Genomic DNA, 21,656 nt, shown 5'->3' on the forward strand with positions numbered 1-21,656 from the left:
GCTCAGAATTTGGTTTTACATTTCTTTAATAATTTGGTTACACTTGATTCAACTGGTTAGACCTCTTACCAACACCCAGACGTACCATAAATCAAACAGTCTGATAAGGAACACACATATGGACATCTTGCTCTCTATACTGGCGATGACCGCGGTGCTAGGCTTTACACTCTATCACCGTATGTCACTGACCAAATCCGTCACTCTGCTGACCCTCACTATGCTGGCGCTCACCTTTGCTGACTACGCCAGTTCGGTTGGTTGGCTGTGCTATTTTCTGCTTTTGGCTGCACTTGCAGTGCCCTCACTGCGTCAATCGCTCATCAGTGCTAAGGCACTGAAGCTGTTCAAGCAGGTATTGCCTGCTATGTCGCAAACCGAAAAAGAAGCGCTCGATGCCGGTACAGTTTGGTGGGAAGCTGAGCTGTTCAAAGGCAAGCCAGAATGGGAAAAATTACACGCCATTCCTGCGCCGAAGCTGTCGGCTGAAGAACAAGCGTTTCTTGACGGCCCTGTCAACGAAGTATGTGCGATGGTCAGCGATTACCAAGTGACCCACGAGCTGGCAGATTTACCACCGGAAGTATGGCAATACCTGAAAGATCACAAATTCTTCGCCATGATCATCAAGAAGAAATACGGTGGTCTGGAGTTTTCCGCTTATGCGCAGTCATTGGTGTTACAAAAACTGACTGGCGTTTCCGGAGTTCTTTCTTCTACCGTCGGCGTACCAAACTCGCTTGGCCCGGGTGAACTGCTGCAACATTACGGGACAGAAGAGCAGAAAAACTACTACCTGCCGCGCTTGGCGGAAGGTAAAGAGATCCCTTGTTTTGCTCTGACAAGTCCAGAAGCGGGCTCAGACGCGGGCGCAATCCCAGATTATGGCGTGGTTTGCAAAGGCAAATGGGAAGGTAAAGAAGTCCTTGGTATGCGCCTGACTTGGAACAAACGCTACATTACCCTCGCACCAGTGGCGACGGTACTCGGTTTGGCGTTTAAGCTGCGCGACCCAGAGGGCCTGCTAGGCGACAAAGAAGATCTCGGTATTACCTGTGCCTTGATCCCAACACACATCAAAGGCGTGGAGATTGGCAATCGCCACTTCCCACTGAACGTGCCGTTCCAAAATGGCCCTACCCGCGGTAAAGACATTTTTGTGCCAATTGATTTCATCATTGGCGGACAAAAAATGGCTGGCCAAGGCTGGCGTATGCTGGTTGAGTGTCTGTCGGTTGGCCGTGGTATCACCTTGCCATCTAACTCAACGGGCGGTATCAAATCCGCGGCGCTGGCGACGGGGGCCTACTCTCGCATTCGCCGTCAGTTCAAACAGCCGATTGGCCAACTAGAAGGGGTTGAAGAAGCACTGGCACGTCTTGGCGGTAACGCCTACGTGATGGACGCGGCGAGCAACTTAACCGTGGCAGGTATTGATCTGGGTGAGAAACCATCGGTGATCTCGGCCATTGTCAAGTACCACTGTACCCATCGTGGTCAACGCAGCATTATTGATGCGATGGACATCGTCGGCGGTAAAGGCATCTGCTTAGGCCCATCAAACTTTTTGGCTCGTGGCTACCAAGGCGCGCCGATTGCAGTGACCGTGGAAGGGGCGAACATTCTGACTCGTTCGATGATCATTTATGGTCAAGGGGCGATTCGCTGCCATCCTTATGTTCTGCAAGAAATGGAAGCTGCCTATTCGGAGAAATCGGATGCGATTGAGCAGTTTGACGCAGCGCTGGCTGGTCACGTGAGCTTTACCATGAGTAACTTGGTTCGCAGTATTTGGTTTGGTTTAACCGACGGCTACGGCTCTAGCGCGCCAACCAAAGATGTGACCAAGCGTTACTACCAGCAGTTGAACCGTTACAGTGCCAACATGGCACTGCTCTCAGACATCTCGATGGCGGTTCTCGGTGGTTCACTGAAACGTCGTGAGCGCTTGTCTGCGCGTTTGGGCGATATCCTAAGCCAGCTTTACTTAAGCTCAGCAACGCTAAAACGCTTTGAGCAAGATGGTCGCCCAGCCGAAGATCTGGCGCTGGTTCATTGGGGTCTGCAAGACAGCTTAAAACAGGCCGAAGTGGCCATCGATGAGTTCTTGGCGAACTTCCCGAACAAGGTGATTGGCAAAGCATTACGCGTGTTGATCATGCCATTTGGCCGTGTGCGCAAAGCGCCAAGCGACAAAATTGACAGCCAAGTGGCGCGCATTCTGCAAACACCATGCGCAACGCGCAGCCGTATTGGCCGCAACCAGTACCTGCAACCGACTGAGCACAACGCGGCCGGTAAGATTGAGCTGGCACTCTCTGTGATTTTGCAAGCGGAGCCGGTATTTGACAAAGTGTGCAAAGAGATCGGTGAACGTCGTCCGTTCATGCGTTTGGATGAAGTGGCACAAATTGGTCTGGAACGTAAGATAATCAGTGTCGAAGATGCCGAGCTACTCAAAGAAGCCGAGCAACATCGCCTCTACACCATCAACGTGGATGACTTTGCTCCCGAGCATCTTGCCGCGAGCCAAGCGAGTAAAGTGATGGATAACGTCGCTTAATCTTCACTGCATAAAAACCAAGCGGGAGCCGATGGCTCCCGCTTTTTTTGTTCGCTCGTATGCTCAGTCCCTTCTCTGACAAGAGTGCCTTACAGCCCTTGTAGCAAGTTTCCAAACCACTGTTTCTTTGTTTCAAACCCACTATTTCTTCGGTACTTCCAACTGCATTTCCGGAATTGCTTGGCGCTTCGCGCGGATCTTGCTCCACACAAACCAGCCGATCAAACCGAGAATAATCACCACCAAGTTACCCACCGCGATCATAATTAAACCTTGTTTGCGATCTTCTGCGCGTTGCGCCAACAAGCGTTGCTCTTCTTCAATACGGCGCTGCTCGGCAAGTTCCGCCTCTTTGGCTTTACGCGCAGCTTCAATATCGACTTCCTTAACCACGCTGAAGGTTTGCTCTGCAATAGGAAAGACGAGCGGGCGCTGAGTAGCCGCATCGGTGGCGTACACGTCACCTTTCCAAGAGTAAATGCCGATTTGATGGGTGCTGTCTAAGCTCATCTCCGCTTTCAGCGCCTCTTTCTCCGCCTGACCTTGTACATAGTTAACAAAAGAATCCGGCGCAGTTTGCTCAATATGCACAGCAAGAGAGCCCGGCGCGACCATCCCCTGCTCACCCGAGACAACAAAACGGTGCGGCTGCCCTTCACGGCGAGATTGAATAAAGGTCGTCGCCACCGGGCTCGGATAAACCAGCACATTTTGCTCTTTGGCGCGCAAAAACACCCCATTGCCCGAGGTGATTCGCGCGCGGTATTTGCCCGGTTCCACTTCGATCGTCAACCTCACGGTAAAGACACCATCTCCCGGCCTTTCATCCAAACCTTGCCCATCATCGCTAAAATCGCCGAGTACCACTGGCAAAGGGCGCGCTTCTTTCACCAGTTCCTGCTCATTTTCAACGTATTTGGTCAAGGTGACACGCAAGTTCACCCGATCGAGAAAATCACGTAGCACCAGAGGTTGTCCATCCGATGCCAAACGGGCGGTAAATTTAATCACTTCACCACGATAGAGCCGATTAGGGAACGGATCGGTGCTTAAGGTGAGATGGGAAATTAAGCGGATATTGTTCTTCGGCGTTACTTTGCCCACCGCTTGCCACGGCCCGGGCATCGGATTCTCAATCGAAACGATATCCATCGCGGGTTCTTGATACCAACGCACGTTGTCGTAAGTTTTCCATGCGTAATATTTATGTCCGTCCGGGCGAACCAACACCACAGGTTGAGACGGGTTTTCACGATAGATAAGAAAAGTGATCTGGTCAATGGTCGGGTCAACACGAAAACGGTTATCCAATAAGGACATGGTTGATTCTGTCGCCGCTTGACTCACGCAACTGACCAATAACATGACAACGACTGATAATGTCCTCAACATAGATTCTCCTATTGACGCCAGAGGCAAGTTCCGCTTTTTTCTACGATATCTAATCGGCTTTGATGCGCATCTAGTTCATCGGCCGTTGCGCGTAAAACCTTAAGGGATTTTCGTTTTCGCCCTTCAATGCGGCGAATACCTTCAACGCCACCTTCTTGTTTATTGGCGTTAAATTCCAGACTGGTTTGCCCACCCGTCATCAACAGATAGACGTCAGCGAGGATCTCCGCATCGAGCAAAGCGCCGTGCAACGTACGGTGCGAGTTATCGATACCGTAGCGCTCACAAAGCACGTCGAGGTTGTTGCGCTTACCCGGGAAGATCTTCTTCGCCAGCGCCAGCGTATCGGTCACTTGGCAGAAATCGGTGGTTTTGCCTATCGCCGCATTCAACAGGCCAAATTCATAATCCATGAAGCCAACGTCGAAGGGCGCGTTGTGGGCAACAAGTTCTGCGCCTTGGATAAACTGCAAAAACTCCTCATGCACCTGACGATATTCCGGTTTGTCGAGCAAAAACTCATCGGTAATACCATGCACTTCAATCGCTTCTGGCTGAATTTCTCGGTCCGGTTTTAGGTAGACATGGAAGTGCTTACCGGTCAGTTTGCGGTTGATGATCTCAACCGCTCCGATCTCGATAATCCGATGCCCGAGATAGTGCGGGCCACCTTCTCGGTTCATACCTGTGGTTTCCGTATCGAGCACAACGATACGATGGTGATCAGAATTGTTACTGGTATTCATAATGATATGTGTGTCAGACTATGCAGAATTCTGCTTTAAAAAATGCTTTCGCTAATAGTATCAAAACATGACTAAACAAGTTGAGATTTTCACAGATGGTTCTTGTCTCGGTAATCCGGGCCCAGGCGGTTATGGTGTGGTTTTACGTTACAAGCAGGTCGAAAAAACCTTAGCAAAGGGTTTTCACCTCACCACCAACAACCGCATGGAGATGATGGCATCGATTGTCGCTCTGCAAGCACTGAAAGAGTCTTGCCATGTGATTCTCACCACAGACAGCCAATATGTTCGCCAAGGCATTACCCAATGGATCCACAACTGGAAAAAACGCGGCTGGAAAACCGCTGACAAAAAGCCGGTCAAAAACGCCGATCTTTGGCAAGCGCTCGATAAAGAGACCCAGCGCCACCAAGTAGAGTGGCATTGGGTGAAAGGTCACGCTGGACACCGAGAAAATGAAATGTGTGACGAGCTTGCCCGCAGCGCTGCTGAAAACCCCACCGAAGACGATACTGGCTATCAACCTTAAGACGAACTTGTCGGCGGATGGCGTTCACGTAAGGCGTCCTGTTCACGATTCATTACCCCAAGCGGCGACAGGCGACGTTTCAACTGCCAATGGGGTTTAATTGGCTTGAGTGGATAGGTGCGTTTTCTTGCCACAATAAAGTAGAGGCTGCCTGCGGGGTTGGCCCAATCACCTAAACCGTTTTCCAGCCAGGTCCACATCGTTTGGTATTTTCTCATCGGAAACAGTGCATAGCGATCGCAATGTATCACTTGGTAATTAAGCAACCCAAGCCAGTCTTTAATCCGGTTGGGGGTGAACATGCGTCCGCTCCAGGGCAGACTGCGGCGGCGCCATGGCATTAAACTGGCGATGCCAGTCAAGCTGAGCGGGTTAAAGCCGCTGATAATCAGATAGCCATCATCCATCATCACGCGGTCAACTTCTCGCAACAAACGGTGCGGATCATTGGCGTAATCCAGTTGATGGGCCAGTATCGCCGCATCAAAGCTCTTTTCTAAAAAGGGCAATTCGTAACCATCTGCAATCACATTATGCAATGGGTTCTGGATATCGAGATTAACTTGGTGTTGAATGTTACACACTGCGCTGGTTAATTCGCAGCTCAAGCCTCCCAATTTCAGTAAGTGGTAGCCGAACAGCTTCGGACACCACTCATCAAGCCGGGTCTGAATCGACTCACGGACCCATTGTCCGTTGTTCATTCCGTCCCAAGTGTATGGATGTGGGAGTTTTTTACTGCTTAATGCTGGCTTCATTAACCACCTGACCTATATGAGAGCGAGCGGAGAATCAATCATGTTAGAGATCAAAAGCATACCCGCATTTAACGACAATTACATCTGGCTGATTCACAATAGTGAGCTTGGGTGTGCTGTGGTCGATCCGGGTGACGCCACTCCGGTGCTTCACTACCTCAAGCAACACGGCTTCACGTTAGAGGCCATTCTTATTACCCACCATCACAATGATCACATTGGCGGTGTGCCCGACCTTGTCAGAGCCTACCCTAACGTGAATGTCGTCGGACCACAGCATGAGCCGATTCCAACCTTGACCCACCCCGTGGATGAGGGGGATCAGATCGAAATGTTTGGTGAACGGTTCCACGTGGTCACCTTGCCCGGTCATACCCTCGGTCATATTGGTTATATCGGCGATGGCAAATTGTTTTGCGGTGACGTGCTGTTTTCTGCTGGTTGCGGGCGCATTTTTGAAGGCACACCACAGCAAATGTTTGACTCACTTGGCAAGCTGCAAGCTCTGCCTGATGAGACGAAAATCTATTGCGCGCATGAATACACCGCCAGCAACTTGGCCTTTGCCTTGGCGGTGGAGCCAGATAACCTTGAATTGCAGCAGTATCGTGATGAGGTCAATCGTCTGCGCGCACAAAATGCGCCGACCCTGCCCACGACGCTAAAACGCGAAAAAATGGTCAATCCATTTTTGCGCTATCAGCAGCCCAGCGTGATCAATTCTGTCGCGAGCCGGGCACAAAATAGCGATCCAGTTTCGATTTTTACTGCTTTGCGTGAGTGGAAGAACGAATTTTAACCTTTTGCTGCTTGTCTCCTGACTAAGGAGGCAAGTATTATCAGCAGCCCAAAAGTTAACAGGCTGGACCCATGCGTTTAAAGTACAGTTGGGTGTTGGCACTCTTATTGGCAGGCTGTCAGATCACGCAGCCAAATAGCAATATCAGTTCAACACCTGAAACCAATAGCCCGGATGCAGAGCAACACACTTCCGTGGCAACGGACAATCTTCCCGGCCAAAGCGGCAAGGTGAAAAATGACACTCAGGTCGAGCAACCGATTGTCACACCGCAAACCCAAGCAGATATCTGGCAGCGCATCGCCATGCAACTGACGCTGGAAGTACCGCAGCATAAAAAAGTCGATTACTATCGAACTTGGTATCTCAATCATCCAAATCACCTGAAAACCGTCTCAGAGCGTGCCAAACCGTTCCTTTATCTCATCACTGAGAAAATTGAGCAGCGTGGACTGCCGCTGGAGCTGGCCCTTCTGCCCGTGGTGGAAAGCTCGTTTGACGCTTTTGCCTATTCGCATGGCAGCGCGGCTGGTTTGTGGCAGTTTGTTCCAGGCACCGCAGAGATGTATGGCCTTGAGCAAAACTTCTGGTATGACGGCCGACGTGATGTCGCGGCGGCGACCGATGCCGCATTGGATTATCTCACCTACCTCAACAATCGTTTTGATGGCAACTGGAATCATGCTATCGCGGCTTACAACAGTGGTGGCGGTCGAGTCTCCAGCGCGATTCGTAAAAATCTTAAACTGGGCAAACCAACCGATTTTTTCTCGCTTGATCTGCCTAAAGAGACCAGTGGCTATGTGCCGAAACTGCTGGCATTAGCAGACATTGTCGCCAATCAAGAGAAATATGGTATAGAAATTCCGCCCATCGCTAATCAGCCAGTGCTGCAATTGGTCGATCCGGGGGAACAGCTCGATCTAGCGATTGCCGCGCAATACGCGGGCATGCCAGTCAAAGAGTTACAGAGTTACAACCCAGCCTACAATCAGTGGTCAACCGCCCCTGATGGTCCGTTTCAACTGCTGATTCCCATCGACAAAAGTGAACAATTTCTCGCCAAGGTGGAAGAAAATCGCGGTAAAGGGTTGAAATTGGTGCGTTATAAAGTGCGCGCAGGCGATACCCTGAGCGTGCTGGCAAGTAAATACAACACCACCAGCGACGTGATTCGTACCGCGAATACGTTAACTGGCAATACCATTCGCGTCGGTCAGTACTTGATGATCCCAACGTCAACCAAAGAAGTCAGCGCTTACACTCTCTCGGCGCAAAATCGCTTGGCAAAAACCCAAGCGACCGAAAGGGGCAAATATAAGCTGACCCATGTGGTACAAAATGGCGATAGTTTGTGGAGCATTGCCAAAGCAAACAAAGTCTCCCATCAAGCCTTGGCGAAATGGAATGGGATGGGGCCAAGAGACACACTACGCGTTGGGCAAGAACTGGTGATCTGGAAAGACAGCAGTGAAGGCGTGGTGATCCGCACGGTCTTTTATCAAGTGCGTGCCGGTGACACCATCAGTACGATCGCCAGCCGATTCAAAGTAAAGAGCACCGATATTGTTAAATGGAATGCTCTGCAAAATCAAAAATACCTGAAACCAGGTCAAAAACTTAAACTTTATGTTGATGTTACTAAGGTAAGTGTATGAATCCATCCAGTAACCCTTTTGTCATGCTCTTTGACATCTTCCGCTCGCCGACAGCGTGCTTTTTAGCACTCTATCAACGAGGCGCTTGGGGATGGCTGCCCTATGTTCTGCTGATTCTTAGCCCTTTTCTATTTTGGGGCGCCTATTTCTCTAACGTGGATTTTCAATGGCTGACTTCGGTACTCTCGCCACAATTTGAGCAGATCAATCCAGAACAATTAAAATTTCTCGACAATCCCAATACGTTGATGGCCAGTGAGATCATCAGTGACATTCTTAGCCGAACGTTGACGATTTTGTTCTTGGCTTTTTGGTTCACTTTAGCCACCAAACCGAGTCAACATCAGCATGGTTTTTGGAAGTGGTTTGCCGCCGCCTCTGTCATTACGTTTCCTGCCTTGATTGGCGATCTCGCCAGTTACGCCAGTTTGCTGCTCAAACATGGCCAAGTAGTCAGCTACGCGGCTGACTTAAACAGCTTAAATGGTTTGATCAAATTGCCACTTACCAACGAGTGGTCATCGTTTGCAGGCGGATTGCCTTTGCTTCTGCCTTGGTACATTGTGCTGGGTTATGCGGCCGTGCTGACCTGGACTGAATTTGAACGCGGGCAAGCTCTGGTGATCTCTGCCCTACCTTGGCTGGGTTATTACCTTATTTGGGCGCTGTCTCTGCTGATATTTTAAAGCTCACCAATAAAGGATTATGATCGGAAGCGTCCGTTGTGGGCGCTTTCGCTTTCTCTAGCGTGAGTCCTCGATAGAAAACATGGTCCAACACTCGGCCAGTGATAAAACGCGTACGTAAATCAGGCTGAAAGACCACTTCTTGCAGCGCTAATTTCTCAACGATATCCTGCAATGTGCTCCAGCGCTCCTCATTCCAGCTATTAAAATCGCCCGCCAGAATCACCGGGCCTTGATGCTTGGTGAGCGCATTAACTAAGGCATCAATTTGCTGCTGGTAGGCTTGCACGCCCAAGGTAAAATTCACTGCGTGTATATTCGCCAAAGCCAGCGTGCTGCCGTCGGAGAGTGGGTACTCGGAATAGAGTGCCGATTTGGGTAGACGTAACCAAGGTTCTAACTGGGTGTATCCGCACGCTAAAACCGGTTTGTGCTTGGCTAAAGTCAAAACCCCCGCACTTTTGTTAAACGCCTTAAACGCATTCACTTGCTGTGCATGCCAACCTCCAGAGGCTACCCAACGTTTGAGGGGATCATCTAAACTCGCTTCCTGCAGCAGTACCAGTTGCGCCCCATCAGCGTACTCGCTCAATGCTGTACTCCAATTGCGGCGGTTTTGTTTGTAAATATTCCACACCAACAGTGTCAGTTCCCCCTGCTGGTCAATACTCTGCCTGCTGTGGCTATGCAGACAATCTAGTTGCAAATTAATTGCCCCATCAGCGATGGTGACCATCTCTGGCTGTTCGGGAATATTAAAGATAGTGTGAAAGGCAAAATAGCCCGCAACAACAAAAAAAGTAGGATACAGGAGTAGGGAACGTTTTTTCATTGCACTCACGCGGCTTAGTATTGGGCAAAAAGAAAAGGAGCCAGACGGCTCCTTATGTTGCTTTGAATCAGATTGCGTCTTCGTCTTCTTCGCCAGTACGGATACGCACTACCCGCTCGACGTTAGTGACGAAAATCTTACCATCACCGATCTTGCCCGTTTGCGCGGTTTCAATAATGGTCTCGACGCATTTATCCGCGACGTCTTCATTCACCACGATTTCCAGCTTCACCTTCGGCAAAAAGTCCACCATGTACTCAGCGCCGCGATAAAGCTCAGTGTGGCCTTTCTGACGACCAAAGCCTTTCACTTCAGACACCGTCATACCAGTAATGCCGACTTCCGCCAACGCTTCACGGACATCATCGAGCTTAAATGGCTTGATAATCGCTTCAATCTTTTTCATGTTCATCCCTTAAACTTTCATTGATTTGCTTATTATTCATGAGCAATCAGCAACATTCAATCAGAAAACCACGTTTCCTTTGGCTTAATAACAAAGCCAGAGCATAAGCTCTGGCGATGGGTATTGGTTTGTGCGATCACTACTTCAAGCTGGCGTAGTAAGCGGCAACGTTAGCAATATCGGCATCACTGAGCATCGCAGCCTGCGCCTGCATCACCACAGCCAAACCACCTGTACGCTCTTTGTTCTTGTACGCCTTAATCGATGACACTATGTATTGCTCATTCTGACCTTTCAGGTGCGGGTAACCTGGAATGACCGCCATACCATCCGCGCCGTGACACGCCGCGCAAATGGCCGATTTAGCTTGCCCTGCTGCGATATCACCTGCCATCACACTTCCACTGATTAGGCCCAATCCAAGAGCCAGACCGATTGCGACTTTCTTCATTGCTTTTCCTTTTTATCTGTATTGGTCAAGGTTTATGGGCAATACCACTGACGATCCAACGAGACGGCGCCCAAAACTTATATCCTTACGATTTTTACATGAATTTGGATTACTTGCGCCAAAAGAGCTCACAATCCTGACCAATAAATTCACGGTCAACAAACAATCCGGCAACCGAAACCACCCTATCTGCACACATAAGTATCGGGGTGCGGCGTCGTAGCCAACTCGGTACTTGGTATTCTTGAAACAGTTTCTTCATTTTGCGCCGATGTCCACGTTCTGCTGGATGGGCGCTTAATCCCTCAGGGTCAAAAGTCACATAGAGCTTTTCGCCAGCAGGAGGAAGAGCCAAGTGCCCTCTGCCTGGAGTATGTTCTAACGCTAAAACGCCAAGATGATCTGGCAAGGTCAAGGATTGGCTCAGTTTAATCTCAGCTCGCCACTGGCTGATATCGCCACTCTGCGCCACAAAATAAAGACGCTGATTGAATCGGCGCACCTGTCCTTGCCCGAGCTGTAAGATCGGATTGGCATCGGCCTTGGCAATGGCGACTTGTTGCCACAGTATCTGCAAGTTCTGACGGCTTGGCATCGGCTGGCCGAGCGATGCCAACCACATACGCAGCAGGCGAAGTCGCGCTTGCTCGCTTTGTTGACCAAGCACCGCTAACGCTAGGCTGTGATCCGCTTGTAAAGCGCGAGCCAAAACGGGCGATAAAAGCTCGTCTAACAAACTTTCTTGCTCAGCACACAGCTGCGCGCTGCGCTGAACTGCGCTAGCGAAACCGGACCAACGCTGCGTGATTTTCGGCAGCACCTCTTGGCGCAGAAAATTGCGATCGTAGCGCGTATCTAGGTTACTTTCGTCTTCAACCCATTCCAACCTGAGTTGTTGAACAGCCAATTCAATTTCCGAGCGTGCGACCGACAGCAAGGGGCGGAGCAAAAAACCGTGCGCAAACGGCGTGCATTGGGCCATCGCTGAAAGCCCTTTCGGACCGCTGCCGCGCTTGAGGGCAAGGAGAAAGGTTTCGACTTGATCATCTGCATGCTGACCCGTGAGAAGCAGGTCGCCCGGCTCAAGGTGCTTAGCGAGCGCCTGATAACGCGCCTGTCTGGCCCGCTCTTCTACGCTGTCGCCAGCCATCAGCTCAAGTTGCACTTTCTCCACCACACACGAGAGCTGTTTCTCCTGACACCATTCGACACAGCGCTGGCTCCACAGATCGGCATTGTCGCTTAAACCGTGGTGGACATGCACCACAACACATTGCCTTTGCTGCTCGAAAGCGAAACGTGCAGCGCACTCAAGCAAGATCCTTGAGTCGACACCGCCACTAAAAGCGACAACTAGGCGCGAGGCTGGCAGCAAATGCTCTTCAATGACTTTTGTGAAACGGTGATAGATAGACTCCATGCATTCTTCTCGTGGACAAAAATAAAAAGGGCTGAACGAGAATGTTCAGCCCTTGATTGTATAAGATAGCGGTTAAATTAGCAGTAACCGTAGTTCATCAGACGCGCGTAACGACGCTCTAGCAACACGTCTTTATCAAACTGCTCAAGTTCAGCCAACTGGCGAAGCAAAGTGGCCTTCATATTGGCGGCCATCTGCACGTGATCGCGATGCGCACCACCGAGTGGTTCCTCGATGATCTCATCAATCAGCTCAAGTTCTTTCAAACGTGGCGCCGTTAGCCCCATCGCTTCAGCGGCTTGTGGCGCTTTATCGGAATCGCGCCACAAAATCGACGCACAGCCTTCTGGTGAAATAACCGAATAAGTTGAGTATTGCAGCATGTTAACGTAATCACCGACACCAATCGCCAGCGCGCCGCCAGAGCCACCTTCACCCACCACGTTACAAATAACCGGAACCGTTAGGCCTGCCATCTCTTTGAGGTTGGTCGCAATCGCTTCCGATTGACCGCGCTCTTCGGCGCCAACACCAGGATAAGCCCCAGCGGTATCGATAAAGGTGATGATCGGCATATTGAAGCGTTCTGCCATTTTCATTAAACGCAGCGCTTTACGATAGCCTTCTGGTTTTGGCATACCAAAGTTACGTTTCACTTTCTCTTTGGTTTCACGACCCTTTTGATGGCCGATGATCATCACCGGGCGACCTTCTAGGCGTGCCATACCCGCCACGATCGCTTTGTCGTCAGCGTAAGCACGATCGCCAGCCAACTCGTCAAACTCTTCAAAAACGTGCTTAACGTAATCCAGCGTATAGGGACGCAGTGGATGACGTGCCAATTGTGCTGTTTCCCAAGCCCCTAAATCAGCAAAGGTTTTCTTTTTCAGCTCTAAGCTTTTCTTCTCAAGCTGCTCAATCTCTTTACCAAGGTCAATGGCTGAGTCGCCTCCGTGACGCGAGACATCACGCAGGGCTTGGATTTTTGCTTCTAGTTCAGCAATCGGCTTTTCAAATTCTAGAAAGTTGAGGCTCATCTATGAATCCTTGTTGATTCGGCATATTACGCCAAATTTAGTTAAATTCGAGTTCTACCTGGTCTTTACCAAGTAACATCTTTAAGTCATCAAGTAATGTATCACTAGGCGTTACTCGCCATTCCGTGCCCAATGTTAACCGCGCTCTGGCGTCGGCACGCTGGTAGTATACATTGACAGGAACCGTTCCGGCTTTATGTGGCTCTAAGATCCGACTAAAGCGCGCAAAAAACTGGTCATCAATCTGTGATGCAGTGACAGAAACGGACACGCCTCGGGCGTATTTTTCCCGCGCCGAACCGAGGTCCATGACTTCGCGAGCCGTCATTTTAAGGCCACCATTGAAGTCATCAAAGCTGACCTGTCCGGAAACCACCAGAATTCTATCTTTTTCCAGCAGTTCTGCATACCGTTCAAGTGCATCTGAGAACAACATCACTTCCATGCGGCCACTGCTATCATCTAAGGTCATTATGCCGATGCGCGTACCGCGCTTAGTGGTCATCACTCGCGCGGCGATCACCAGCCCGGCTAAAGTCAACGATTGATCGCGCCGAGTCGGCGTTGCATCTTTTAATCGACAACTGGTGTACTTATTAAGTTCCGACAGATAAGCATTCACCGGATGCCCAGTCAGATAAAGGCCTAACGTTTCACGTTCCCCCTCCAGCCACACTTTTTCCGGCCAAGGTTCAACCTGAATGTACTTGTGCTCTACCTCTTCCGGCGCATCCGTCAACACGCCAAACATGTCCGCCTGACCAAACGCCTCCGCTTGGTGATACTGGCTCGCCGCTTTAACCGCGTCATCCAGCGAGGCCATCATCGCCGCGCGATGCGGGCCTAACCTGTCTAGCGCGCCGGCGTAAATCAGCTTTTCAATCACCCGCTTGTTAACTTTTTTAAGGTCAATGCGCGCGCAGAAATCAAATAGATCTTTAAAGTGACCACCTTTATTGCGCGCGGCTAAAATAGCGTCGATCGGTCCTTCACCCACCCCTTTGATGGCCCCGATGCCGTAAACAATCGCACCGTTTTCATCCACGTTGAAACGGTATAAACCAGAGTTGATGTCTGGCGGCAACACGGTGAGTTTCATGCGAAAACATTCGTCTACCAGACCTACTACTTTTTCGGTGTTATCCATATCGGCCGTCATTACCGCTGCCATGAATTCAGCTGGATAATGGGTTTTAAGCCACAAGGTTTGGTAAGAAACCAGTGCATACGCCGCGGAGTGCGATTTGTTAAAGCCGTAACCGGCGAACTTTTCTACCAAGTCGAAGATTTTCATCGCCAACTCGCCATCAACTCCGTTCTTCACCGCGCCTTCTTCGAAAGTTGCACGCTGCTTGGCCATCTCTTCCGGCTTTTTCTTACCCATCGCCCGGCGTAGCATGTCCGCTCCGCCTAGGGTATAACCCGATAAGACCTGAGCGATTTGCATGACCTGCTCTTGGTAGAGGATGATGCCGTAAGTTGGATCGAGTATTTCTTTTAGTGACTCGTGTTGCCACTTTTCATCTGGGTAAGAGATCGCTTCTCGGCCATGTTTACGGTCGATAAAATTATCCACCATGCCCGATTGCAGCGGCCCCGGACGGAATAAGGCCACCAGTGCGATGATGTCTTCAAAACAGTCCGGTTGAAGACGTTTGATAAGCTCTTTCATCCCGCGCGATTCGAGCTGAAATACCGCCGTGGTCTCTGAGTTTTGTAATAGGCGAAACGACGCCGGATCTTCTAGAGGGATGGATTCAATACGGACTGGCGGTTTGCCTTCTTTCTCCAAGCGCGGGTTAATCAACCCTAACGCCCAGTCAATAATGGTCAGAGTTCGCAGCCCCAAGAAGTCAAACTTAACCAGCCCCGCTGTTTCAACGTCGTTCTTATCAAACTGCGTGACGGGGAAATGCCCTTCCGCATCTGCATAAATTGGCGCAAAGTCGGTAATTGTGGTCGGTGAAATAACCACACCACCGGCGTGTTTACCGGCGTTACGCGTACAACCTTCCAAAATGCGACACATGTCGATGAGTTCTTTCACTTCCTCATCGGCTTCATACAGTTCAGGCAGCGCAGGTTCGGCTTTAAACGCTTTTTCTAGCGTCATGCCCGGATCGGGCGGCACCAGTTTTGAAATACGGTCAACGAAACCAAATGGATGACCAAGAACACGACCAACGTCACGGATAACCGCTTTTGCCGCCATAGTACCGAAGGTGATGATTTGTGACACCGCATCACGGCCATACATTTCAGCAACATGATCAATGACTTGGTCCCGCTTATCCATACAAAAGTCGACGTCGAAATCGGGCATGGATACGCGCTCTGGGTTGAGGAAACGTTCAAACAGCAGATCGTATTCAAGCGGGTCCAGATCGGTGATTTTCAGCGCATACGCGACCAGCGAACCGGCACCCGAGCCTCGTCCTGGCCCTACGGGAATCGCATTGTCTTTTGACCATTGGATGAACTCCATTACGATCAAGAAGTAGCCGGGAAAGCCCATTTGGTTGATCACGTCTAGCTCGATTTGCAGACGTTCGTCGTACTCAGGTCGGCGCTGGGCACGCACTTCGGGATCGGGGAAAAGGAACGCTAAACGCTCTTCTAATCCTTCGCGGGATTTCATCACTAAGTAGTCGGTTTCCGCCATGCCATCGGTTGGGAAAGCCGGGAGAAAATATTCACCGAGGCGAACGGTCACGTTGCAGCGTTTCGCGATTTCGACGCTGTTCTCCAACGCTTCTGGAATATCAGCAAACAGCTCGCACATCTCTTGTTCGCTGCGCAAGTATTGCTGCGGACTATAATTTTTCGGACGACGCGGATCCTCTAACGTGTAGCCGTCGTGAATGGCCACACGAATTTCGTGCGCATCAAACAGATCTTCGCTGATAAACACCACTTCGTTGGTCGCTACCACGGGCAGATCGGTTTGCTCTGCCAATTCAACCGCAAAATGCAGATACGTTTCTTCGTCGCTACGCCCAGTACGAACAAGTTCTAGATAAAAGCGATCTGGAAAATGCTGCTGATAAAACGCCACGCAACTATCAACTAAGGCACTGTTGCCTTTCAGCAGCGCTTTACCAATTTCGCCATTACGCGCACCAGAGAGCACAATCAATCCAGTTGAGAGCTCCGCTAGCCAAGCTTTGTCAATCACGGGTTGGTGCTGCACATGACCGCGCAAATAGGCCTTTGAGATCAATAAGGTAAGATTGTTGTAGCCTATGTTATCGGCGGCTAACACGGTGAGACTGGTCAACTCTTCGCCAAATTCTTCGGACTGCATTTTGAAATCTGCGCCGACGATCGGTTTGACGCCATTACCATGTGCGGATCCATAGAATTTCACCAAACCGCAGAGGTTGGTAAAGTCGGTGAGCGCCATGGCTGGCATGCCAAATTCCGCAACTTTCTTTACCAAAGGCGAGACTTTGTTAATACCGTCCACCATCGAAAAATCACTGTGAATGCGAAGATGGATAAATTTGGGATCTGACATCAATCGATACCGTTTGTGCTAATTTTCGGGTTAATTCTACTATCGGAGCGCGAGTTTACCACCCACCAACTCTCTTCACTGCTTCTTTTCGAGCGCTTTTCTCACTGGGGAAAAACTTTTTCGATGCTGCGCAATCACACCGTGCTGCTCGATGGCCGCAAAATGGGCAGCCGTTGGATAGCCCTTGTGCTGGGCGAAACCAAATTCAGGATGCAGCTTGTCGAGCGCTTCCATCTCTTGGTCGCGCACCACTTTAGCGATGATCGATGCAGCACTGATTTCAGCAACACGCAAATCGCCTTTGACGACGGCCTGACTATCCATAGAAAGGGAAGGACAACGGTTGCCGTCAATCAGCACCAAATCGGGCGTCACGGCTAAACCGGCAACCGCACGCTGCATCGCCACCATGGTGGCTTGCAAGATGTTGAGCTGGTCAATTTCTTCTGGCGTACAGCGGCCAACCGCCCAAGCGAGTGCTTTCTCCTTGATCTCAGGAAACAAGGCTAAGCGTTTTTTTTCACTCAGTTTTTTTGAATCGTTGAGCCCTGCAATCGGATTGTTCGGGTCTAAAATGACCGCCGCGGTGACGACATCTCCCACTAATGGACCGCGGCCCACTTCGTCCACCCCCGCCACATACTGATAGCCTGCTGGGTATTCGAACGGTGGAAATTCTACTTTTGCCTTGGTGGCTTTCGCTTTAACCGCCATGTTTAATCTCTATTCTCAATCAGGTTCAACACCGCGTTGGCGGCTTGCTGATCCGCGTCTTTGCGAATCCAATGGTGCATTTCGGTAAACTTGTTCAGCATCGATTGATTGTTGCCTTCAAGTAAGCGCGAGACTTCCGCAAAGAGATTTTGCGGCGTACAGTCATCTTGCAAATATTCTTTGACTAGCGATTCACCAGCTAAAATATTCGGCAGTGAGACATACTTCGTTTTAAGCAGACGTTTGGCTAAAAAGGCCGTCAATGCATTCACGCGGTAACCCACCACCATTGGCCGTTTGAGTAACATGCATTCGAGTGCAACGGTCCCCGAAGCCAACAGCACGGCATCCGCGGCGGTGATGACGTTGCGCGCGGTATCATCGACTAGCTTGAACTCCAGTTCCGGCGCATATTGCTGCCATGCTTGCTCAAACTGCTGGCGGCGTTTTTGGTTGACGAGCGCTACCACAAAACCGAGTTCAGGATATTGTTGATGCAGCAATTTACAGGTTTCGATAAAGGTCGGCGCCAACATTTTCAGCTCGCTGCCACGGCTGCCGGGAAGTACCGCCAACCATTTTTTCTCTTGCTCAAGACCAAGCAGTGCTCTGGCAGGCACTGGCTCAGACTCAAGGGGGATCGCATCCGCCAGCGTGTGGCCGATAAACTCACAAGGCACATCGAATTTGTCGTAAAACGCTTTTTCAAATGGTAGAAAAGCCAGCACCAGATGAGTGGCGGCGGCAATTTTGGAGATGCGTTTTTGCCGCCATGCCCAGACGGATGGGCTGACATAGTGCACGGTTTTGATGCCTGCATTCTTGAGATCAAGCTCTAGGCGCAGATTAAAATCAGGCGCGTCAATGCCAACAAACACATCCGGTGGATTTTGCGTGAAGTGGCGAACCAGTTCAGCTTTCACTTTGAGCAGACGTGGCAATCGACCCAGTACCTCGACCAACCCCATGACCGCCAGCTCTTCCATGTCGAACAGCGACTGACAGCCTTGCGCGATCATTTTTGGTCCACCGATGCCGACAAACTCGGCATTCGGGTAGCGCGCTTTCACTGCTTGAATAAAGCCTTCACCCAAGGTATCTCCGGACAGTTCGCCCGCAACGATACCAATTCGAAGTGGCTTGTTTAGCATGTTTGCTCACCTTCTTTTTATCGAACGCTAAAAACGCAAAAAGACCGCCATCTCAGACGGCGATCTTTTAATCATTATTGCAACAAGGCGTAATTAGCGAATAATGCCACGCTGCGACTTTTCCAAGAAATCAAGGAACAGAGCCACCGCTGGAAATTCCTCTACATCTTTGGCAATCTCTTCTTTGGCCGCTTCGAGCGTTAAACCACTGCGGTAAAGCGCTTTGTATGCACGACGAATCGCCAAGATCTCTTTCTTCTCGAAACCACGGCGCTTTAACCCTTCAACGTTAATGCCAAAAGGTGCACAGTGGTTGCCCTGCGCCATCACATAAGGCGGTACATCCTGTACGACGATAGAGCCACCGCCCAGCATACAGTGATCGCCAATATGGCAGAACTGGTGAATCGCTGACATACCGCCGATGATGGCTTGGTTGCCGATGTTCACGTGACCTGCCAGCGTCGCGTTGTTGGCGAAGATACAACGGTCGCCAATCACACAATCGTGCGCCACGTGGGCGTTAATCATAAACAGGTTGTCACTGCCGACAATGGTAATGCCTTTGTCCTGAACCGTTCCACGATGCATGGTCACACTTTCACGGATGGTGTTGCGATCGCCGATAATCAGTTGGGTGTCTTCACCAGCGTATTTCAGATCTTGGCAAGCTTCACCAATAGAAGCAAACTGGAAAATACGGTTGTCTTTACCAATCTTGGTTGGGCCTTTCACTACCACATGAGAAAGTAGTTCCGTGCCCTCACCAATTTCCACTTTACTGTCTACGTAGCAAAATGGACCAATTTTAACATTCGCGCCAATAACAGCGCCTGCTTCAATCACTGCGGTTGGGTGGATTTGTGCCGTTGCATCAATCATATTAAAACTCTCTACGCGCACACTTCAGTTCTGCGGAACAAACCACGTCTCCGTCGACTTTTGCAACACCCGTAAAGGCAGCAATGCCACGGCGCTCTTTTAAGAACTCCACTTCAATGATGAGTTGATCACCTGGAAGAACGGGTTTGCGGAACTTGGCGCCATCGACGCTGGCAAAGTAGTACAACTCATTTTCAGACGGAGCACCAAATGATTTAAAGGCCAGCAGGCCAGTTGCCTGAGCCATGGCCTCCAGAATCAACACGCCTGGAAAAACCGGAAGTTGAGGAAAATGACCTGTAAACTGAGGTTCGTTTACCGAAACGTTCTTGATAGCGTGAAGATATTTTTCTTCCTGGAAGTCGATAACACGGTCAATCATCAAGAATGGGTAGCGATGAGGTAAAAGCGCCTGAATTTCAGTGATATTCATCGTTCTCTTTTCAGTAGTCAAAGTCTTATTCCTATATCAATACTGTATATATAGCGCGCCATTATAGAAGAAAAAGACTCGCAGTTCGCGAGTCTTTACAGAGAAATCACTTAATTATTCTGCTTTCTCTTGCTCGCCAAGGCGCTTTTCAACCACTTTCAAACGCTTGTTCATCTCATCAATGCGATGAACACGAGCGGCGGTTTTTCGCCACTCTTTGTTGGTTTGAAGCGGGATGCCAGACGAGTACATGCCTTTTTCATCAATACTGCGCATCACCATGCCCATGCCAGTAATTGTGACACCATCGGCGATGGAAATATGTCCATTGATAACGGAAGCGCCACCAATAGCGCAGTACTTACCAATCTGAGTACTGCCAGCGACGACTGTACCACCCGGCATGACGGTACCATATCCGATGTGCACGTTGTGCGCGATTTGCAACTGGTTATCTAAGATGACGTTATCTTCAATCACCGTATCGTCGAGCGCGCCACGATCTATGGTAGTACAAGCGCCGATCTCTACCCGGTTACCAATGCGAACGGTGCCAAGCTGAGGAATTTTGATCCACTCACCCTTATCATTGGCATAGCCAAAACCATCCGATCCAATCACCGACCCCGATTGAATCAGGCAGTCTGTACCGATTTGCACTTGATGATAAATAGTGACATTAGCCCAAAGCTTAGTATTGTTGCCTAACTTGGCGTTTTTGCCAATAAAACAGCCAGCACCAATAATGACGTTGTCGCCAAGTTCAACGCCGCTTTCGATCACAGCGTTGGCCCCCACGGCAACGTTTTGCCCGAGTTTAGCATCAGCCGCTATCACCGCTGATGGCGCGATACCCTCCGCGGGTTTTGGTGTGGTATCTAATGCTTGTGCCACTTTAGCAAAAGCGACATAAGGATCATTCACCACCAGCGCATTGCCACTGCAATGCATAAGTTGATCGGCTTTAACCATGACCAGCGTGGCACGGCAGTCAGCTAAGTGTTTGGCGTATTTCGGATTCGACAGAAAGGTCACATCCCCTTCTTGCGCCTTATCCATTGGAGTTACCTGCGATACGGTTGCCGTTGCATCGCCGTGTAACTCTCCCCCGGTTATTGTTGCTAATTCAGCTAATGTCAGTGTCTTCATAACGATTATTATTTGATTGCTTTAATCACTTTCTCTGAGATGTTGTACTCAGGGTTACCATATTGAAGCGCTGTGGTATCAATCACTAAATCATAGCCTTCTTTTTCAGACACGGCTTTCACCGCATCCTGAATCACTTTAAATAGCTTCTGCTTCTCTTCCGCTTCACGGCGAGCGCTTGCTTGCTCTAAAGCCTGCGCTTTAATTTTATATTTGCTGTCGAGCTGGCCAATTTCAATGCGCAGTTTTTCCACTTCGTCTTGGCCAAGCAGTTCACCGTCACGTTTCAATTTTTCAATTTTAATTTTTGCTTCCGCTTGGATCGCTTGTAGCTCTGCCGCTTTATCTTTGAACTCTTCCTGCAATTTCTGTAGCACCACTTCACGCTGCGGCAAAGCTTGGAATACCTGAGCGGTATTGATGTAAGCGATCTTTTGCGCTGCTTCTGCCGCATTGGCAAACATAGAAGAACTCAGAAGTAGAAGGCTAACTCCAGCCGCTTTGATCATGTTTTTCAAAATTATATCCTCTGT

19 protein-coding genes and 1 pseudogene are annotated in these 21,656 nt (G+C 50.0%); 5 read left to right on the forward strand and 15 right to left on the reverse strand.

Translation table 11 applies throughout. The features are described 5' to 3' along the window. Positions 1–118 precede the first annotated feature (118 nt). Positions 119–2,563, forward strand: a complete 2,445-nt coding sequence (gene fadE, locus I3X05_RS12295; RefSeq protein WP_337970746.1) for an acyl-CoA dehydrogenase FadE — start codon at positions 119–121, stop codon at positions 2,561–2,563. Positions 2,564–2,704: 141 nt separating this feature from the next. Here fadE and I3X05_RS12300 read toward each other — a convergent pair whose 3' ends face one another. Together I3X05_RS12300 and dnaQ are read right to left on the reverse strand one after the other, a co-directional pair. After that, positions 2,705–3,955 (reverse strand): TIGR03503 family protein, encoded by a 1,251-nt coding sequence (locus I3X05_RS12300; RefSeq protein ID WP_193167501.1) that lies wholly within the window; start codon positions 3,953–3,955, stop codon positions 2,705–2,707. An 8-nt stretch (positions 3,956–3,963) separates the two neighbouring features. Further along, a complete protein-coding gene (gene dnaQ / locus I3X05_RS12305; RefSeq protein ID WP_337970747.1) occupies positions 3,964–4,701 on the reverse strand; it encodes a DNA polymerase III subunit epsilon in 738 nt (245 codons plus the stop codon). A 67-nt stretch (positions 4,702–4,768) separates the two neighbouring features. On the opposite strand from dnaQ, the gene rnhA reads away from it, so the two are divergent. Beyond that, a complete protein-coding gene (rnhA, locus tag I3X05_RS12310; RefSeq protein WP_045570210.1) occupies positions 4,769–5,230 on the forward strand; it encodes a ribonuclease HI in 462 nt (153 codons plus the stop codon). Here the strand turns inward: rnhA and I3X05_RS12315 are convergent. After that, positions 5,227–5,988, reverse strand: coding sequence for a class I SAM-dependent methyltransferase (locus tag I3X05_RS12315; protein ID WP_045570211.1), 762 nt, complete (start codon positions 5,986–5,988; stop codon positions 5,227–5,229). The two genes, rnhA and I3X05_RS12315, sit on opposite strands and share 4 nt — an antisense overlap. Positions 5,989–6,028: 40 nt before the next feature. Here I3X05_RS12315 and gloB point away from each other — a divergent pair, with 40 nt between their 5' ends. From gloB to I3X05_RS12330, 3 genes and pseudogenes are all read left to right on the forward strand, one after another. Further along, positions 6,029–6,787, forward strand: a complete 759-nt coding sequence (gloB, locus tag I3X05_RS12320; RefSeq protein ID WP_337970748.1) for a hydroxyacylglutathione hydrolase — start codon at positions 6,029–6,031, stop codon at positions 6,785–6,787. Positions 6,788–7,050: 263 nt separating this feature from the next. Beyond that, positions 7,051–8,445 (forward strand): annotated as a pseudogene (locus tag I3X05_RS12325) (LysM peptidoglycan-binding domain-containing protein); the annotation flags it as partial. Then, positions 8,442–9,131 (forward strand): YIP1 family protein, encoded by a 690-nt coding sequence (locus I3X05_RS12330; RefSeq protein ID WP_045570214.1) that lies wholly within the window; start codon positions 8,442–8,444, stop codon positions 9,129–9,131. The pseudogene I3X05_RS12325 and the gene I3X05_RS12330, both read left to right, overlap by 4 nt. Here the strand turns inward: I3X05_RS12330 and I3X05_RS12335 are convergent. The 12 genes from I3X05_RS12335 to I3X05_RS12390 form a co-directional block, all read right to left on the reverse strand. Continuing rightward, positions 9,100–9,963 carry an endonuclease/exonuclease/phosphatase family protein gene (locus I3X05_RS12335; protein WP_193157834.1) on the reverse strand — a complete coding sequence of 288 codons (864 nt, stop codon included), beginning with the start codon at positions 9,961–9,963 and terminating at the stop codon, positions 9,100–9,102. The genes I3X05_RS12330 and I3X05_RS12335 overlap by 32 nt on opposite strands. A gap of 67 nt (positions 9,964–10,030) precedes the next feature. After that, positions 10,031–10,369, reverse strand: coding sequence for a nitrogen regulatory protein P-II (glnB, locus tag I3X05_RS12340; RefSeq protein ID WP_039431618.1), 339 nt, complete (start codon positions 10,367–10,369; stop codon positions 10,031–10,033). A 139-nt stretch (positions 10,370–10,508) separates the two neighbouring features. Beyond that, the gene (locus I3X05_RS12345) at positions 10,509–10,820 is read right to left on the reverse strand and encodes a c-type cytochrome (RefSeq protein ID WP_045570216.1); all 312 of its coding nucleotides are present in this window, start codon (positions 10,818–10,820) and stop codon (positions 10,509–10,511) included. A 109-nt stretch (positions 10,821–10,929) separates the two neighbouring features. Continuing rightward, on the reverse strand, positions 10,930–12,240 hold the full coding sequence (tilS, locus tag I3X05_RS12350) for a tRNA lysidine(34) synthetase TilS (protein ID WP_045570217.1): 1,311 nt from the start codon (positions 12,238–12,240) through the stop codon (positions 10,930–10,932). 77 nt (positions 12,241–12,317) lie between these two features. Further along, complete coding sequence (gene accA / locus I3X05_RS12355; protein ID WP_039430271.1) at positions 12,318–13,277, reverse strand: acetyl-CoA carboxylase carboxyl transferase subunit alpha; 960 nt, start codon at positions 13,275–13,277, stop codon at positions 12,318–12,320. Between the two features lie 37 nt (positions 13,278–13,314). After that, the gene (dnaE, locus tag I3X05_RS12360) at positions 13,315–16,794 is read right to left on the reverse strand and encodes a DNA polymerase III subunit alpha (protein ID WP_337970750.1); all 3,480 of its coding nucleotides are present in this window, start codon (positions 16,792–16,794) and stop codon (positions 13,315–13,317) included. A 75-nt stretch (positions 16,795–16,869) separates the two neighbouring features. Beyond that, positions 16,870–17,508 carry a ribonuclease HII gene (rnhB, locus tag I3X05_RS12365; protein ID WP_193157832.1) on the reverse strand — a complete coding sequence of 213 codons (639 nt, stop codon included), beginning with the start codon at positions 17,506–17,508 and terminating at the stop codon, positions 16,870–16,872. A 2-nt stretch (positions 17,509–17,510) separates the two neighbouring features. Then, on the reverse strand, positions 17,511–18,659 hold the full coding sequence (gene lpxB, locus I3X05_RS12370) for a lipid-A-disaccharide synthase (protein ID WP_193167497.1): 1,149 nt from the start codon (positions 18,657–18,659) through the stop codon (positions 17,511–17,513). A gap of 93 nt (positions 18,660–18,752) precedes the next feature. Continuing rightward, on the reverse strand, positions 18,753–19,541 hold the full coding sequence (gene lpxA, locus I3X05_RS12375) for an acyl-ACP--UDP-N-acetylglucosamine O-acyltransferase (protein ID WP_045570221.1): 789 nt from the start codon (positions 19,539–19,541) through the stop codon (positions 18,753–18,755). Between the two features lies 1 nt (position 19,542). Further along, on the reverse strand, positions 19,543–19,995 hold the full coding sequence (fabZ, locus tag I3X05_RS12380; RefSeq protein ID WP_082069656.1) for a 3-hydroxyacyl-ACP dehydratase FabZ: 453 nt from the start codon (positions 19,993–19,995) through the stop codon (positions 19,543–19,545). A gap of 93 nt (positions 19,996–20,088) precedes the next feature. Beyond that, complete coding sequence (lpxD, locus tag I3X05_RS12385; protein WP_045570223.1) at positions 20,089–21,123, reverse strand: UDP-3-O-(3-hydroxymyristoyl)glucosamine N-acyltransferase; 1,035 nt, start codon at positions 21,121–21,123, stop codon at positions 20,089–20,091. Positions 21,124–21,131: 8 nt separating this feature from the next. Beyond that, complete coding sequence (locus tag I3X05_RS12390) at positions 21,132–21,641, reverse strand: OmpH family outer membrane protein (protein ID WP_045570224.1); 510 nt, start codon at positions 21,639–21,641, stop codon at positions 21,132–21,134. Positions 21,642–21,656 lie beyond the last annotated feature (15 nt).

The organism is Vibrio navarrensis (assembly GCF_015767675.1).
Classification (GTDB): Bacteria; Pseudomonadota; Gammaproteobacteria; order Enterobacterales; family Vibrionaceae; genus Vibrio.